Origin of the sequence: Mesorhizobium sp. M0478 (genome assembly GCF_040321305.1) — a bacterium.
Lineage (GTDB): Bacteria > Pseudomonadota > Alphaproteobacteria > Rhizobiales > Rhizobiaceae > Mesorhizobium.
Genome location: NZ_JAMYRH010000023.1, coordinates 31459 through 48107, shown reverse-complemented (window position 1 = coordinate 48107; position 16649 = coordinate 31459). Strand labels below are relative to the sequence as shown.

Annotated in this window: 15 protein-coding genes; 7 read left to right on the top strand and 8 right to left on the bottom strand. The window is 60.6% G+C overall.

Annotated features, from left to right (window positions below; translation table 11 throughout):
• Both NKI64_RS31205 and ligD read left to right on the top strand, forming a co-directional pair.
• The coding region (locus tag NKI64_RS31205; RefSeq protein ID WP_352671941.1) for a DUF4112 domain-containing protein at positions 1–245 on the top strand (245 nt) is incomplete at its 5' end.
• Between the two features lie 96 nt (positions 246–341).
• Complete coding sequence (gene ligD, locus NKI64_RS31200) at positions 342–2111, top strand: DNA ligase D (RefSeq protein WP_352671939.1); 1770 nt, start codon at positions 342–344, stop codon at positions 2109–2111.
• A gap of 81 nt (positions 2112–2192) precedes the next feature.
• Here ligD and NKI64_RS31195 read toward each other — a convergent pair whose 3' ends face one another.
• The 5 genes from NKI64_RS31195 to NKI64_RS31175 form a co-directional block, all read right to left on the bottom strand.
• A complete protein-coding gene (locus NKI64_RS31195; RefSeq protein ID WP_348529184.1) occupies positions 2193–2315 on the bottom strand; it encodes a DUF3606 domain-containing protein in 123 nt (40 codons plus the stop codon).
• A 577-nt stretch (positions 2316–2892) separates the two neighbouring features.
• Positions 2893–3930, bottom strand: coding sequence for a sensor histidine kinase (locus tag NKI64_RS31190; protein ID WP_031199112.1), 1038 nt, complete (start codon positions 3928–3930; stop codon positions 2893–2895).
• Positions 3930–5417, bottom strand: coding sequence for an ATPase domain-containing protein (locus tag NKI64_RS31185; RefSeq protein ID WP_352671936.1), 1488 nt, complete (start codon positions 5415–5417; stop codon positions 3930–3932). Before NKI64_RS31185 ends, NKI64_RS31190 begins: the two co-directional genes overlap by 1 nt.
• Before the next feature lie 174 nt (positions 5418–5591).
• Complete coding sequence (locus tag NKI64_RS31180; protein WP_023669466.1) at positions 5592–5795, bottom strand: CsbD family protein; 204 nt, start codon at positions 5793–5795, stop codon at positions 5592–5594.
• Positions 5796–6068: 273 nt separating this feature from the next.
• On the bottom strand, positions 6069–6833 hold the full coding sequence (locus NKI64_RS31175) for a CGNR zinc finger domain-containing protein (protein WP_155929636.1): 765 nt from the start codon (positions 6831–6833) through the stop codon (positions 6069–6071).
• Here NKI64_RS31175 and NKI64_RS31170 point away from each other — a divergent pair.
• A complete protein-coding gene (locus NKI64_RS31170; RefSeq protein ID WP_352671934.1) occupies positions 6820–7791 on the top strand; it encodes a DMT family transporter in 972 nt (323 codons plus the stop codon). The two genes, NKI64_RS31175 and NKI64_RS31170, sit on opposite strands and share 14 nt — an antisense overlap.
• Before the next feature lie 276 nt (positions 7792–8067).
• On the opposite strand, the gene NKI64_RS31165 is transcribed toward NKI64_RS31170, so the two are convergent.
• The 3 genes from NKI64_RS31165 to NKI64_RS31155 form a co-directional block, all read right to left on the bottom strand.
• Positions 8068–8328 carry a hypothetical protein gene (locus NKI64_RS31165; RefSeq protein ID WP_245260004.1) on the bottom strand — a complete coding sequence of 87 codons (261 nt, stop codon included), beginning with the start codon at positions 8326–8328 and terminating at the stop codon, positions 8068–8070.
• 1032 nt (positions 8329–9360) lie between these two features.
• Positions 9361–10251, bottom strand: a complete 891-nt coding sequence (locus NKI64_RS31160; RefSeq protein ID WP_352671932.1) for an adenylate/guanylate cyclase domain-containing protein — start codon at positions 10249–10251, stop codon at positions 9361–9363.
• Positions 10252–10667: 416 nt separating this feature from the next.
• Positions 10668–11696: a LacI family DNA-binding transcriptional regulator gene (locus tag NKI64_RS31155; RefSeq protein ID WP_352671930.1), complete on the bottom strand. Its 1029-nt coding sequence runs from the start codon at positions 11694–11696 to the stop codon at positions 10668–10670.
• Between the two features lie 355 nt (positions 11697–12051).
• Between NKI64_RS31155 and NKI64_RS31150 the strand changes: the two genes are divergently transcribed.
• The 4 genes from NKI64_RS31150 (at position 12052) to NKI64_RS31135 (ending at position 16648) form a co-directional block, all read left to right on the top strand.
• The gene (locus NKI64_RS31150) at positions 12052–13665 is read left to right on the top strand and encodes an extracellular solute-binding protein (RefSeq protein WP_352671928.1); all 1614 of its coding nucleotides are present in this window, start codon (positions 12052–12054) and stop codon (positions 13663–13665) included.
• An 81-nt stretch (positions 13666–13746) separates the two neighbouring features.
• The gene (locus NKI64_RS31145) at positions 13747–14607 is read left to right on the top strand and encodes a carbohydrate ABC transporter permease (protein WP_023669474.1); all 861 of its coding nucleotides are present in this window, start codon (positions 13747–13749) and stop codon (positions 14605–14607) included.
• Complete coding sequence (locus NKI64_RS31140) at positions 14604–15560, top strand: carbohydrate ABC transporter permease (RefSeq protein ID WP_023815631.1); 957 nt, start codon at positions 14604–14606, stop codon at positions 15558–15560. Before NKI64_RS31145 ends, NKI64_RS31140 begins: the two co-directional genes overlap by 4 nt.
• Entirely contained in the window at positions 15557–16648 is a 1092-nt protein-coding gene (locus NKI64_RS31135; RefSeq protein WP_023669476.1) for an ABC transporter ATP-binding protein, read from the top strand. Before NKI64_RS31140 ends, NKI64_RS31135 begins: the two co-directional genes overlap by 4 nt.
• Position 16649 lies beyond the last annotated feature (1 nt).

Below are 16649 nucleotides of genomic sequence, written 5' to 3'. Positions count from 1 at the left end.
GACTGGATGCGCTCGTAGGTCTGGTCCCCGTACTCGGAGATGCGGCGACGGGCATTGTCTCGGCCTACATCGTCTTGCGAGCTCGAAACGTCGGTGCCGGAAACGGCTTGGTCGCCCGCATGCTAGGCAACGTGCTGCTGGATACGCTCGTAGGAAGTGTTCCAATTCTCGGCTCGATCTTCGACGTCTATTTTAAGGCGAACAATCGCAACATCAGACTGCTGCGCCGTCACATCAACAAGTGAGGCGGATAACCAATCGTCGCGATGCAATTCTTCTAAAAGGCTCGGAACCGACAGGGGCGCTGGGGCTTGAGTCGCGATTCCTGGAGTCGCGAGCATATGACCAGTGCCATTGACCGGCTTTCGTTCATCGAGTTCCAATCGCCCACACTGGTCGAGAAAGCTCCCGAAGGCGGAGATTGGCTTCACGAGATCAAATATGACGGCTACAGGACGCAGCTGGTCGTTGAAGGCGGAAAGGCGCGAGCATTCACGCGTCGCGGCTACGATTGGTCCCACCGTTACAAGAGGATTGTTCAGGCCGCGGCAAGCCTGCCGGTCAAATCCGCTATCATCGATGGTGAAGCTGTCGTTTTGGGCGACACCGGCCTGCCGGACTATCAAGCCCTGGAACGGGAGCTGGGCAACCCAAGTTCGCTGCAGATGACTCTCTACGCTTTCGACCTCCTGTACCTCGATGGCCGTGATCTACGGGAACAACCGTTAGTGAAGCGCAAGGCTGCGCTGAAGAAGCTGCTGACCGAAACCGAGCCAACCCTGACTTATGCCGAGCATCTGGAGGTGAACGGCAAGGATATGTTCGACCATGCCTGCCGGATGGGCATAGAGGGAATCGTGTCGAAGCGAGCGGATGCTCACTACCGCTCGGGCGTCCAGACCAGTTGGGTCAAGGTCAAATGTGTCAAGAGCGACACTTTTCCAATCGTGGCTTTCGTCGAGAAACTTGGCGCGCAGCCACGCCGCATCGCATCGTTGTACATCGGCAGGCGAGAGGGCGACCGGCTGCTTTATGCCGGGAAGGCCCAGACCGGCTATACGCTGGACGCAGCCCGGCGCGTTAGGGAACGGCTTAATCCGCTCGTAGTCGCCAAGTCACCGCTGTCGGAGCCGATCAAAAAGCCCAAGGCAACATGGGTCAAACCAGACGTTCTCGCCGAGGTGCAATTCAGTGGCGTGTCGGACCGGGGCATCTTGCGTGAGGCGGTCTTCAAGGGACTCCGCGAGGACCTTCAGGCAATCCCGCCCAAGCCTCCATCACCGTCCAAGCGGAGGTCGGAAGGCCAACACGGCGTCCCGCGCGAGAACATTCTCCAGCTGCTACCCGATGCGGTTGCACCTTCCAAGCAAGAGCTGGCAGACTATTGGCGGCGGGTCGCTGATCAAGCTCTAGTTCATCTGGTTCGGCGACCGCTGAAGCTGGTCCGCCACGCCTCCGGCGCAACCTTCTATCACAAGGGACCGCTACCTCGGATACCGGCGTCCGTGCACCAACTCCGCGTTCAAAAGCGCGAAGGCGGCGAAGGCATTCGGGTATGGATAGATGACATGGATGGTCTGCTTGGCTTGGTCGAGATGGATGCCGTTGAGCTTCATCCTTGGAACGCGACGATTGACGACATCGAACATGCGGACCGGCTCGTCCTCGACCTCGATCCCGGAGAAGGCGTCCCATGGGACGCTGTGATCGAGGCCACGCTGGCGCTACGGGGCATCTTGGAAGCGGCAGGCTTGGAGAGCTGGCCAAAGGTCACTGGCGGCAAAGGCATCCACTTGATGGCACCGCTCGTTGCGAAGATGACCCATGACAGCGCCCGGAAACTGGCCAAGTCGCTCGCCCACCGTCTGGTTGATACCGATCCTGACCGATACCTGTTGTCAGCTGACCCCGCAGCCCGAGGAGGCCGGATCTTTCTCGACTATCTGCGCAACGGACGGGGCAATACCGCAATAGGCGCTTTTTCCCCGCGAGCGCGGCCCGGCTTCCCAATTGCCCACCCGGTCACATGGAAGCAAGTCGAGGCGGGCATCCGGCCAGACGTTTTCACGCTCGCGCAGCCTTTCAGACCCGCTCGTCGAAAAGCCGCGTGATGCGTCGCGACCATCAGCCGGTATCAGCGAGTTTCCTTGCCTCGCGTCCGAGCCTCTTCCGGTCGTTGCCGTGTTCTCTGATTAGCTCGCGCGTTCTGGCGTGATACGATGCTGTTTGGCGAAATAGCCAACCTCATAATCTTCATCGACTGATACACGGTTGCGATCTCGAAAATCACGCTTGCTCTTATCGTCTGCCATCATCTTTCCTCCTGATCAGAGAAACAACGACCGACGTTGTATGTTCCCGGCGCCTCACTTCGGCCGCCAGAGGCGCGGGCTGTCCGACCGTACTGGGGCCGCAGCCATTGCGAAGGTGATCTGGCGAAAGTTGGTTGGCCAAAGGCAAGGGTGATTTCGTTTGCTGTTCGGGATAGCTGACCGTCGATTGAGCCTGTCTGCGGGCCTCTTGGTTTTTTACGACGCCAGTCGGAACCCAGACGGGTCGCAGATGATTCAGATGCGCATCCGGGCTATCAACGAGGATCGTGAGCAAAATGGCGGGGGGTGACCACGAAGGCGACAAAACTGCGCTCCGGGAGCCCAAGGTTTCGTCTAGGACGCATGACCCGGGTCACGGCGCCGCGGCACGAGTTCGACTTCATCACCAAGGTCGGCCGCATAGACCACGCCGGAGCTCTCGCAATGTTGCAGAGGCATATGGGAGATATAGAGGCGGTCTTTTTCGGAACTGATGTTTTGGCTAAAGCGCTAGACCAGCCTGCCGAGTGACGCTCAGTTAATCCCTATCGCGGCGCCCAGCCAGCCTTTCCGTTGCCGCTCAGTAAGCCGGCACAAGGCGCGTGTTTCGCAACGGCAAGGCCATGGTGAACTGCAAGCCGTCACGATGGTAGTTCAATTCGATCTTGGCGTTGCATTGCACGGTCACGACTTTTTCCAGAAGTGTCGTGCCAAACCCCCGGCGACTGGGCTGCTCGACTTTCGGCCCATCTCGTTCCCGCCAGTCAAGATTGACGATCTGTGTATCGCCGGACCCGCCTAACGACCAGCGGACATCAAGGCGGCCTCCCGTTTGCGAAAGCGCGCCAAACTTCGACGAATTGGAGGCCAATTCGTGGAAAGCCATCCCGACAGGGACCGCAATGTCGGCGACTAGCGCTACGTTCGGGCCTTCCAGAACGATACGCGGCCTGTCGCGCGTCTCATAGTGGTCAAGCTCGCTTTCGAGCAGCTTGTGCAGGGAGGCAGTCTGCCAATAATCGTCGGTAAGCATCGAATGGGTCTGGGCCAGGGAAACGAGCCTGGCTGAAAAATCGCGTACGAAATCATCGACGTTGCCGCTCGACTTGGCCGTCGCGCCCATCATGGCGCGAACGTTGGCTAGCGTGTTCTTGACGCGGTGATGCAGCTCGCGGATGAGCAATTTCTGCCGATCGGCGACCTCCCGCTTCTGTTCGATGTAGGACTGGACCTCACGCTGGCGGGCGCGGGCACGCAAGGCGGAGCGCACCGAGTTGGCGAGGCTCGAAGCCAGAAATGGCCGTTCAAGCACGATCAGATAGCGGTCCAGAAATGCCATCCGCGTGTCGACTTCGTTCCCCCGCATCGTCAGAAGCACGATCGGAAAATCCGACCATGCGGGTTGGGCTTCAAGCCAGGCCGCAAACTGCGTTCGATCGGAACTGAGCAGGGCCTCCTCGGCCACGACAAGGCACTGAGCCTCGTCGAGAAGCGGCACTGCCTCTTCCAAGCTGCCGCACACACGCGAGGCAATCTGGTTTGTAGCCAGGATGGAGGCCGCGATCCTCGCGTCACGGCCAAGCGGCGCCAGCACGAGAACGGCGGGGCTGGACGACATCACAGCGCCTTATCCCTCAGAAGGTCTGTCGGCTTGCCTTCAAATTCCGGAGATCCCATCAGGATGCCGCGGAATTGTTCCAGTGGCTCACCTACGGCCACGCCGTTACCGCCGATTTTAAACTCACGAATCGTCTCTTCGTGGGGGCCGACACGTTTCTTGACAACGGAAATCGCGCGTCTCAACTGACCTGCGTTCTCGAAGAAGCGCAGAAGCATGATGGAATCGCAGAGATAGGTCATGTCGACCGGCGCTGCCGTTTGCCCAAACAGCCCGTGATTGGCCAACAGCAGGATCGTCGCCACTGCCTTCTGATTGAGATAGGTGAGGATCTCGTGCATCTGAAGCACCAGATGTTGTTCTTCGGACATGGCATTGAGATAGCCAGTTAGGCTGTCGATCACGACGATCCGCACATTGGATTCTTCGACGGCCGCTTGGATGCGCGAAGACAATTCGCCTGGTGAAAGCTCAGCCGGATTGACAGATTCAAGCATCAGCGTGCCGTCCTCGGCAAACGGCTCCAGGTCCATGCCGAGCCCGGCGGCGCGCGCCAAGAAGATGCGCTTTGTCTCGTCAAACAACAGCACCAGCACACGCTCGCCACGCTCGAGTGCGGCATAGCAATAGGTGCAGGCAATGGTAGACTTGCCAACGCCAGACGGCCCCATCAGCATCGTGCTGGTACCACGGGCCAGCCCGCCGCCAAGCAGGGTGTCGATCCGGTTGTTGCTCATGGCCGGCGTATCATGCTCGGCCACCTCATGCTCGGCTGCAACGAGCCGCGGATAGGCGATAACGCCGCCTGGGCGAATGACGAAATCGTGAAAGCCGCCCCGGATCTGCACGCCGCGCATTTTGATCACGCGTAGCCGCCGACGCTCTCCACCATAGACGGGCGACAGCTGCTCCATCCGAATGACGCCGTGACTGATCGAATGCAAATTGAGGTCATCCTGCTCAGCGGTCAGGTCGTCGAGCATAAGCACCGTCACATTGTTGAGCATGAAGAAGCTCTTCAATGCCAACACCTGGCGCCGATACCGCAGTGACCCTTGCGATAAAAGTCGAATTTCAGAGAGCGAATCGAACACCACGCGATCGGGTCTGACGCGTCCGATCTCGGCCATGGCAGACTGCACGGTTTCGCCGAGTTCCAATTCCGAGGAATGGATCAATGTCTGTAGCTGCGCAGGATCGAAACTGAGCTCCGGCGGCACAAGTTCAAGAATTTGCACCCCCTTCAGATCCCAGCCGTGACGGCCAGCAACCGAGAGCAGTTCGCGCTGGCTTTCTGACAAAGTGATGTAAAGGCATGTCTCGCCATTCTTGGCGCCCTCGATCAAAAACTGGAGGCCAAGAGTGGTTTTTCCAGAACCTGGTTTCCCTTCGATGAGATGGGAGCGGTTCCTGGCGTAGCCGCCACGAAGAATGTAGTCGAGGCCGCTAACTCCAGTTGTGATCGCCGAGGCGTCGTCTCTGTCCAACTAATCCCCCAATGTAATTTCGAGAACCAGATAACGACGGGCACCTTTCGCGGTTCCACGTCTCTCGGTGAGCGCCCTTGTCGTGAGACTCACGAAAAGGCGACAAGAGACGCGGCAAAAAAGGGCGCCGTACCTCTCGGAGCCCTTTTTCAAGTTCAGTTTGGAACCGGCGACCTACCAGCCTTGCCGGCCATACCAGTCATCGATGTCGCGCCGAGCGCGGTCCTTCTCAATGCCGTAGCGCTCCTGAATCTTGCCTTCCAACTGATCGCGGTTACCGGCAATACGGTCCAGATCATCGTCTGTGAGTTTGCCCCACTGTTCCTTGACCTTGCCCTTTACCTGCTTCCAATTGCCTTCGACACGGTTCCAGTCCATGGCACCTATCCTTGTTTGTTTCGGACTGAGAAAAACGCCGTAACGCTACCGGAGTTCCCGTCAAGTTTGAGCAGATCGACCGATCGAAGCGTGGCGAGGTAGGCGGCCCCGAAGCAACCCGCTCTGGAACGCGATGATGGCTTGCCGCGCCGGCTGTGTTCTCCACACTCTTGGCCACAGTCGCTCGCGAGACCAGCTTCGTTGGACAAACAGCGACAGGGATAGCGTGAAGCCAACTATGCTGCGTTGGTCATCCAAGCCTGGCGTCAGATACTAATTCTTGCTGTCGGGAGCCATGTTCCCTGCGGCTTTTGCCCTGAAGCGCCTTACCCGGCTGCGTGTGCCGCAGCTCTCATCCGAGCACCACCGTCTGCGCCCGCCACGCGAGGTGTCGATGAAAAGCCAACCGCAGTTCGGCCCGGTGCACTCGCGCACGCGGCGGCGGTCATTCCTGGACACCAAAAACTCGGCTGTCTCAAAGGCCACGCGGTGGCCGATCGTGTTCAGACTGGCTGCGTCGGTCCACTGCCAAGCGAGGCGGTCGCCGGACGGGAAAAGCGAGCGCTTCGGTAGGGCTAGGGCGACTGCATCGCGCACGATTTGCAAGGCATCGTCCGGCACCCGGGCGCCTGCCGCCTCGGCCTGGAGAGCCGCGTAAACGGCCTCGCGCAAAATCTTGGCCTTTTCCAATGCCGCCTCCGCAAGGAGCGGGCGGGCGGGAGCCTCCGCGAGCAGTGCTCGCGCCTCATCGACGTCGATCAAATCGGCACGTCCAGCCCAGACGACCAGGTCGGCATAGGTCTGCAAGAGGTCTGGCCCCCACACATCGCGTCGCGCGTCGACCGTGTTGACGAAGTCCAAGCAGGGGTGACCGCCAACCATGCGCATGTCGACGATAGTCTTCGCACCATCCATCCCGGAAACATCGGTTGGCGGAACCGTATTGGCAAGAGGCCGTTGTAACGAAATAAACGTCTTTTGGCCGTTACGACGAACCAACAACGCCCAGCGAAGGCTGCTTCCGATGAACCGCAACACAGCGACATTTCTGGTTTTATGTGTGATCTGGGGCACCACGTGGATCGGTATCAAGGCAGGGATCGCCACCGTGCCGCCTCTGATGTTCGCAGGCACGCGTTTTACAGTAGCCGGCTTGCTGATCCTCAGCGCGACGCGCCTAAGGGGCGCTGCTCTACCACGGGTGGCGAAAAGGAGTTGGCCGCGTCTTTTCGTTGTTACGTTGTTCATGATTCCGCTTTGCTATGGCCCACTCTTTTGGGGCATGCTCTACGTCGATACGGGCACCGCGGCTGTTCTTGAGCTTTCGCTGACCCCCGTCACGCTGCTTGGGTTTGCGTTGCTTCTGGGGGACGAACGCTATGACGGCCGCAGGCTCTTTGCGATTTTGCTCGGTGCGGCCGGTCTGTGCGTCCTGTTCGGGCCCGAAGCCTATGCTAGTTGGACACACGCAGACCAGCAGGGCAGGGGGCTCCGGCTGCTGGCGATGACAGCGGTGGCGTCGGCAGCTTTAATCTATGCATGGGGTTCGGTGCTCGCGCGGCCGCTTCTTGAGGTATATTCATCGGACTTCATCGCCGGCTTCACCACCCTTTTCGGGGGCGCATTCCTAATTCTCATCTCACTCGTTGTGGAGCCAGGCGCGACCGCGGCTCTAAAAGGCAATTGGGGCTGGCCGGCCTGGGTCGGGTGGCTGTTCCTCGTGCTGTTTGGTTCGTTCATAGGCTACACTCTATTTATCCGGCTCCTGCACGAAATCGGCGCCTCGCGCGCCGGAGCATTTGCCTTCGTCTCACCCGTCATTGCCGTCGTGCTTGGCATCATCACCTACGGCGAGGAGGTTAGCCTGATCGACATCATCGGCATGGCTATCATGCTCTTCGCAGCGTTTCTTGTGCTACGCGAGCGCAAACAGGAAACATCATCCGCTTCCCCGCCGTTGATTCCACGCTCCGCGCGGGCTGATGGCAGAATATGAAAGACGGCGCGCGCATCCAGCCGCCAATCAGCCTTGAGACGGAAAAGCACAAGGTTCGCGTCTATGCGAAAAGAGGGCTGTCCCGGCAGCGTATCCCGCCTACCACCGGCGGCGAGGAAAGCTCCAGCTCATATGACAACACTAGTCGGCGAGGGATTTTGCCGAGTTGCTGTCAAGATTGCAGGCGGGATTTGATGGAAAAATCGCGAGGCTGCAATCAGCGACCTATTCGTTCCGATCGCGATGCAGGCTATCCGCCAACGCGTCGACAAAGTGTCAGCCGCATCGCTTCAGTTCCGCCACCTGAACGCCGAGACGGAATGCCTGACCATCGGCATAAGAACGTGCATAGCTTTCTGCTTCGAACGGAAACGTCAGGGTGCTGCCGTAGGCGGTGATGCGGACCGTCCACTTCTTGTCGCGAACGAGTTCGACCGAATTGTCGGGCGACGTCATGATTTCCTCCGGCACCAGCAAGGCGAAGGCACGGATAACGTCGCAAAGGTCGTTTGAATGCAAACAATCCGACACGCTCATGTCGCTTGTTCTATACGCCCAGACTTTCTCTCGATTAGAGCAGCGCCCGGCTGCAATGTCGGTGGCGTTAAGTCCCCTAGCTGCCAAGACCTTTCCCATTGGGTCGGTCCCCTTGCGGCCTCACGCAGCGACCTTTCTGAACCCAATCGCCGAGATCGTCAGCCCGCAGTGTCTTCGAGAGAATAGCCGGCAAGCCGCAGGGTGCGAATGGCAACTCTGCGACGACTGCTTCAACAACTTTCGCGACTGGCTCATGTGAACGTCGACCACCTGGGCGCTCACACTGGCTTTCTGCGACCAGCCAGCTGCGATGAATTCATCACGGCTGATCACCTTTCAGGATTCTCGAGCCATGTGGCGCAGCAACTTGAACTCGATCGGCCCAAGAGGAATTTTCCCCGGTGCTGCAAAGACGGTGGTATCGAGCTCCATCTCGACGCCGCGATATGTCAGTGGTCTGCGCTTCTGGGCCAATTTTCGTGACGGTAGCCCAATCGCGAGCCTTCGCAGGTGTTCGAGGAGCTATTGCGGCGCAAATGGTCTGATGAAGCGTTCGTCGACCCCGGGCTGCAACAGCCGGTGCTGACCTTCAGCACCTGGGGATATCAAGGCGACACAGGGCAGGGAATTGGTCCGGGCATCCCGCTTCAGCCGGCCGCTCCCGTCGCCAGCTCATTGTCTGGCCGACAGTCCAGCACAATTCCCACGCACCGGCCTTTTCGCGGCAAGACCTAGCGCGTCATCGATCGAGCGGGCCAGCTTGCTGCCGAAGCCATCCACCTGCCGAATGTGGCTTAGGAGCAGATAGAACTCCGCATGCTGCAAGGGAGATGCACCGGCCCGCGGCTCCGTCGAACTCAGCGAGGGAAACGGAGGTCAGCTCTTCGCAGTCCAACTTCGAGAGCAGACGTTCCTGGATTGGCCTTGGCACATTTGTGAACGGTCGATTCCAATGGCTGTCAAAGAGTACGGCGCGACATTGAGGGCGCAGCGAACCACCTCGAAACCGGTCGAGCTAGTAGCCGGGCCGGGTCAATCCGAGACAATTTCGTAGTGAAGAAGCTGGGCTTCGTCGAGTGCCGACTTCACTCCAGGCGAGATGACGCCGCAGCCGAAGAGGATAATATCTTCACGGCGTACGAATACTTCATGGCCCAGTCCCATGGACACAAATGTGCCCGAAGAGCTTCGTTCGAGAAGCCGAGCTCTGCCATTCAATATGGTGAAGGCGGCGTGGCGCCTCGATACCCAGGGCCGCTCGAGGATGATATCGCATTCCGCCGATCTGCCGACTGTCACGGATTCGCCGTTTCGACAGGATCGCAGCTGATCTCTGTAGCGGATGACCAGATGAATCTGCCGCGGCAGGACCGAGCGTCTATCTGTAGTGGCGCCATGGCTGGTGATCTGCGTACCGGGGCCCCCATCGTCGCTCCACAGGGTATAGACATCGAAGAACTCTTGCTTCCCCTTCAAGGCCATTTTGTCGAGGAGCCGCAGGCCCTTGCGGCTTCTCGGGGAAAGGGCTTCGCAGAAGCTCTGGCTGATCAGCACCTCTCCGGGGTTCGCCGTGGTGGACAACCTTGCGGTGACATTGACAACGTCACCGAATATCGCGCCCCGCGCGCGAATGACCGCCCCGAAATGCAATCCGATACGGGCGCTTAACGGACCTTTAGTCAGTTGGTGGCTGATTTGGCAGACGGCCGTCAGCGCCATTTCCGGGCTCTCGAAGAGGCTGAGTATGTCATCGCCCTTCGAGTAAATGAAATCACCACCGTGTTTGGCGACGATCTCGCGCATCGTGTCCAGGCAATCCGAGACCTGCTGTAGAGCGGCATCGTCTCCGATCCGCTCATAGAGTGGCGTGCTGCCCACGACATCAGCTAAGAGGACTGCGGCAAGAAGCGTTTCCTGGTCCATCGATCTCGTGTCCGACCCAAAAAGTCAGCGTGCGTGTATAACACACGAGGTTGCCTGCGACATATCTGCTCGTGCGCCTGGGGCCGGGGCGATGCCTCAGGTGATCGTCGCGGACGGACGGGCGTATGCCATTCGTCGGCTTCGTGCCGACATCCAGAACCCTCTTCGCCCCAATCGTTCGCGACTTCGGTGCTATGAGTGGACTTGGTCTTTTTAGGTTCGGAAAGGCTGACCGAGTTGCAACGGGCGACGGCCTTCTCATGCACCATCAACCACGACCCGATCTCGGCCCTCCGACTTCGCACGGAATAGTGCCAGATCGGCGGCTTTGACGAGATCATTCGGGCTCTCGTTCGTATTTGGGACCGGTGGCGACGCCAACGCTGTGCTTTGCGATACGATCACGGATCCATTGATCAGATTTCAGGTATATTCTCTTTGAAGATCACCTGAAGTCGTGGTTGATGCGGTTCATAGTTCAGGTGCCTGACAGAGTGGCTTAAAATGTTGAGCGCTTCCCGCGCCTCGACGCGCGGATTTTGATCTATGACCGCATCGAGCGTCCCATCCAACAAAAGTTCCTTGGTGCCGTCTGTCACCTCGTGGCCGAGAAAGAGAATGTCTTTGGCGCGTCCACGCTCCTTGAGCGCCCGAGCGATGCCGGTGTTGCCGGCGCCGACATTGTAGATCGCGGCAAGATCGGGGTGCCGGTCCAGAAGCGCTGATGCTTCCGAATAAGCCTTCTCTCGGTCATCCAGCATTTCGCGCATCTCGACGATCTTGAGGTTGGGCGACTCCTCGGTCAAGATGTGCCGGAATCCCATCTCGCGTTCCTCATGGCCGCGGTAGGACAGCGAACCGGCGAACAGCGCCACCTTGCTTGGGCGTTCGGATCCCATGAAGCGGTTGAGCAGATAGCCGGCCAGCCGCCCCGCGGCGCGGTTGTCGATGCCGATATAGGCCACTCTCGGAACATGCAGGATGTCGGAGGCGATGGTCACCACCTTGACGTCATTGGCTGACAGCGAGCGGATCGCCTCGCGCACCGTTGGATGATCGAGCGCGATCACGCCGACGCCTTGTGTCTGTCCACGCAATTCTTGCAGCAGGCGGGCGAGCCGGTCGGGGTTGAAGCCCTCTATGGTGGCGATGTGGACGTCAAGATCGGGGCGCGCTAGGGCCTGCGCCTCGATGTGTCGATGCAGCATCTTGATGAAGGAATTGGTGCCGGCCGGCAGGGCGAAGTCGAGACGGATGACCTCTCCAGGTGAGGGCCTGGGCGGCGCTCCGTTCGGGCCTTCCCCGATGTAGCCGAGGCGCTGCGCCATTTCGAGCACGATCTCACGCGTGCGCGCCCGCACACCGGGCCTGTTGTTCAGCACGCGGTCGACGGTGGCGGCGGAAACGCCGGCTTCCCGGGCTATGTCAGTCAAGGTGGAACGCACCGTCTTCATCTCCTCAATGCATCAGATCGCACAATGCCGCTAGCCCGTCCGACGGCCACAGCTGCCAGCCATCAGCGATTCTGATGGGAAATGATGTATCGAGCCTTAGCCGATGCGCAAGGAGGTTGGGCTAAATCGCGTCGCCCGGCGTGATAGTCGCGTGCCAGAAAGGCAGATTTCCCATCAAATCGAGGCATTGAGCCCGTGTGTCGACCTTTGCATGACGTATTTTCTCCGCAGTTGCGGTGTTACGATGTATTTTGAGTATTTATGATGTTGACAGCCTTCCGGTGCTGCCGTCAATATCCCTCAACGGGCTCGTGGAGGAAACATCGGCCCTGAGGGAGGAATTCCAATGTCTGATTTGATCCGCATATCGCGACGCGGCTTGTTGGCGTCCGGAGGGAAGGCGGCGGCGTTCGTGGCTGCGGCCGGTATCGCACCGCAATTCATCCGTCCCGGCCGTGCCGTTGCGGCCGACGCGCTGGCGCCAGGCATGGTAGGCGGTCCCACCGGTTTCGAGGGCGCCGAGCGCTATCAATATGGCGCCGACACGCCGGAAGCCCGTGCCGTTGAGGCGGCCAAGGCCTTGAAGGGAGCTGGCAAGGCACCGGCCAAGATCGTGCTTGGCCTGTCGGATGGCTCGATTGGCCAACTCACACAGCCTTTCCCTGCGGGTGCGCCGTCGATCAAGGAGCTGTGGGAAAAGGAAACCGGCATCCAGATCGAGATCGTCGGCCTGCCGAACGGCCAGGAATTCACCAAGACGATGCAGGACATCTCCACCAAGGGTGGGGCCTATGACATCTACTCGACGGAATGGAACCGCCTCGGCGACCTTGCCGAGACCGGCGGCATCGCCAAGCTCGACGACTTCGTCGCCCAGTACAAGCCCGAATGGGACGATCCCAAGACCGGCTATGTCGACGGCGCCAAGGGCGTGTCGCTGCTCAACAAATATCGCGGGTCCAACTATGGCGTGTCGCTGGACGGCGACTTCCAGACCTGGGTCTACCGCACCGACCTGTTCGGCGACGCTGCCGAGCAGAAGGCGTTCAAGGACAAATTCGGCTACGATCTGGCGCCGCCGAAGACCTGGAAGCAGCACAGTGACATCGCGGGCTTCTTCCAGCGGCCCGACAAGGGCCTGTTCGGCTCCACCGACCTGCGCAACCAGGGCTGGGGCTACACCAACTGGTATCAGCGCTATGTCTCGATGGCATCGCCCAACCAGTTCCTGTTCGGCGACGACGGCAAGCCGTTGATCAATTCCGAGCACGGCATTGCCGCCACCAACGAATATGTCGGCTCGCTGGTTCATCACTCGCCGGACGCGATCTCCTGGGGCTGGCCGGAGCAGTATGGAAATTTCGCCAAGGGCGGCGCGGCGATGACCTGCGCCTTCTCGAACCTGCCGAAATTCCTCGACAATGCCGGCAACAAGGATTCAGCCGTCACCGGCAAGATCGGCTCGATGCTGCCGCCCGGCCGCGAAGTCGGCGGCAAGCTGATCAGCCGTTCCGTGCTGTGGTTCTCGCTGACCGGCATGGTCTCGTCTCAGTCGAAAAACCAGGAGGTCGCCTACCTTTTGCTGCAGTGGCTGGGCTCCGCCCGCATCTATGCCTGGATGAGCGCCAATCCGGGCGGCTATCTCGATCCGTTCCGGCTCTCGGATTTCTCCGATCCGCTGGTGCGCCAGACCTACCACGCCTACCACATCGACGTGGTGCGCGAGACCGTCGCCCGCACGGTGCCGACGATCAACTATCCCGGCGCCACCGCCTTCCACAACGCATTGGACGAAAATCTGATGGCGTCGCTGACCAAGGCCAAGACAGCGGAACAGGCGATGGCCGACACGGAAGCGGAGTGGAAGAAGATCGCCCGCCGCATCGGCGAGGACAAATTGCTCGAAGCCATCAGGACGAACAAGGAGGCCCGGCCGACGGTTCTCGACCCGATCAGCTGATCCGTCTCCCTGGATCAGCGCTGGAGGGGAGGAGCATCTGTTCCTCCCCGCCGCAGTCAACGCCACCAGCAAAGCAGCCAGATGAAGCGTTCCGTCCCCTTCGAGATATTCCGCTACGCCGCGATTTTCGCGGCGATGGCGGTGACGCTGGTACCGATCCTGTGGATGGTGTCGATGGCCTTCAAGCCGATCGCCGAATGGTCGGCGACCGGCGCCGACCTGACATGGTGGCCGAAGAACCCGACGCTCGGCAATTTCCAGTTCGTCTTCGGCGAGTCCAACAACAATCTGATCGTGGCGCTCGACCGCACCGCGCTGAAGCCGATCCTGTCGTCGCTGCTGTCTTCGGTGTTCGGCACGGCGATCGCAATGTCGGCGGGCACGGCTGCGGCCTACGGGCTGTCGCGTTTCGGCTCCGGCCAGAACCTGCCGCTGGCGCTGATCCAGCTCAGGCTGTTTCCGCCAATGGCGGTGATGATCCCGGTCATGATCATGTGGGCCTTCCTGAACTTCACCGACAGCTGGTTTGGCCTGGCCCTGATCTACGGCATCGTCACCCTGCCGTTCGCTTTCTGGCTCATGAAGACCTTCTTCGACGACATGCCGCGCGAGATCGAGGAAGCGGCGCTTGTCGAAGGTTGTTCGCGGCTGCGCGTCTTCACGCGCATCACGCTGCCGATGATGCGCGCACCGCTGGCCAGCGCCGCCCTCTTCGTCTTCATCCTCAACTGGTCGGACTATCTGATCGCGCTGCTGCTGACGACGCGTGAATGGGTGACGATCCCGGTCTACATGGCCTCGCTGTCCTCCTCGATGACCGGGCAGCTCTATGGCGCCAAGGCCGCGCTCGGTCTTATCGCCGCGGTGCCGCCGGTCATCATGGGCATCGCCATCCAGCGCCATCTGGTGCGCGGACTGACGTTCGGCGCGCTCAAGCAATGAGCGCGGTGACCGTGACTGTCTCAAAGGACGCAAAGGCCGCGCTTGGCAAGCCCGCGCTGCGGGACGAGGGAGCGCGGCTGGGATTCCGGCTGACGCTGCCGGCGCAGGTTTTGGTGCTCTTCATCTCCGTCTTCCCGCTGCTGATGCAGCTCTACATCAGCGTCACCGACTGGTCGCCGCTCTCCGGCCTCGGCTGGTGGAACGCATGGGAGATGTGGAACAGCTTCGCCAACTACACCGACCTTGCCGCCGATGCGCGCTTCTGGAGCGCGCTGAGGCGCACGGCCATCGTCATGGTCGTGTGCGTGCCCGTCGAATTCCTGCTTGGCCTGGCATTGGCGACGCTGTTCGCGGACGATTTTCCGGGCAAGCGGGTCTTCTATTCGATCCTGCTGATGCCGATGATGGTGGTTCCGGCGGTGGCCGGCTACATGTTCTTCATGCTGTTCCAGTCGGGCGGGCCGCTGAACGACATCCTGTCGGCACTCAGCGGTTCCCGCGTCACCATCGCCTGGCTGTCTGACCCCACACTGGCGCTGATCGCGGTGATCATCGCCGATATCTGGCAGTGGACGCCGCTGATGTTCCTGATCCTGCTTGCCGGCCTGGTCGGCGTGCCGCAGGACCAGATCAAGGCGGCGACCCTGCTCGGCGCCAACCCGTGGCAGCGCTTCGTCACCATCGTGCTGCCGAAGATGAAGACGATCGTCATCATCGCGCTGGCGATCCGCGTCATCGAGAACTTCAAGATCTTCGAAACGCTCTACATCATGACCGGCGGCGGCCCCGGCGTCGCCACGGAGACGATCTCCGTCTACATCTACAAGGTCACGACGCAGGACCTGATCTGGGGCTATGTGGCGGCGATCGCGCTGGCCATCCTGGTCGTGCTTTCGATCGTTGCCGTATTCGCCATGAAGCGCATGGCGCGCGCAAGGCTGGTGCCGGCATGAGCGCGATCCAGCTGCGCAACCTGGTCAAGACCTTTGGCGAGTTCACGGCGCTGAAGACCATGGACCTCGACATCGCCGATGGCGAGTTCATGGCGCTGCTCGGGCCTTCGGGCTGCGGCAAGTCGACGACGATGAACATGATCGCCGGCATGGAAGAGCCGACCAGCGGCAAGATCCTGTTTGGCGAGCGCGACATGGCCGGCGTGCCCATGGGCCGCCGCGGCGTCGGCTTCGTTTTCCAGAACTACGCCATCTTCACCCACATGACGGTGCGCCAGAACCTTGCCTACGGGCCGCGGATGCGCGGTGCGGCGACAGCCGAGATCGACCGCCGCGTCGGCGCCGTCGCCGAGCTGCTGCAGTTGACGCCGCTGCTCGACCGCAAGGCCGACCGGCTCTCGGTCAACATCCTGCAGCGGGTGGCAATCGGACGCTCGGCGATCATGGAGCCGGCGATCTTCCTGCTCGACGAGCCGCTGTCCAATGTAGACGCCGCCTTCCGGGCGGTAATGCGGACCGAGCTCAAGCAGCTGCAGCGCCAGTTCAGGCAGACGATGGTCTACGTCACCCATGACCAGCTCGAGGCCATGACCATGGCCGACCGCATTGCCGTCATGGATCACGGCGTGCTGCAGCAGGTGGGAACGCCCCTGGAAGTCTACAACAATCCAGCCAATGTCTTCGTCGCCCGCTTCATCGGCGCTCCGGGCATGAACCTGCTGAAGGGAAGGCCGGCGGAGAGCGACCGGGGCCTGGTGGTCGATCTCGGGCCACTGGGGGTCACGCCGACGCTGCCGGATGCGCTGGCCGCCACCTTGCGCGGATCGCGCTCTGAGGTGCTTTACGGCTTCCGGCCCGAACAGGTGTCGCTGGTGCAGAGCGGGCAGGGCCTCGCCATGCCGGTGAGCTTCGTCGAGCGGATCGGCGCGAGGACCATCGTCCATCTCGGCGATGGCGAGACCGCCGTGAAGGCGGTGTTCGACAATGCTGTCGGACTGTCGATCGGCGAGCTTGCCGTCGTCGCCCCCGTGGCATCGTCCGTGCGTGTCTTCGATGCCCGCAGCGGCATTGCGATGAAGGCAGGTTGAC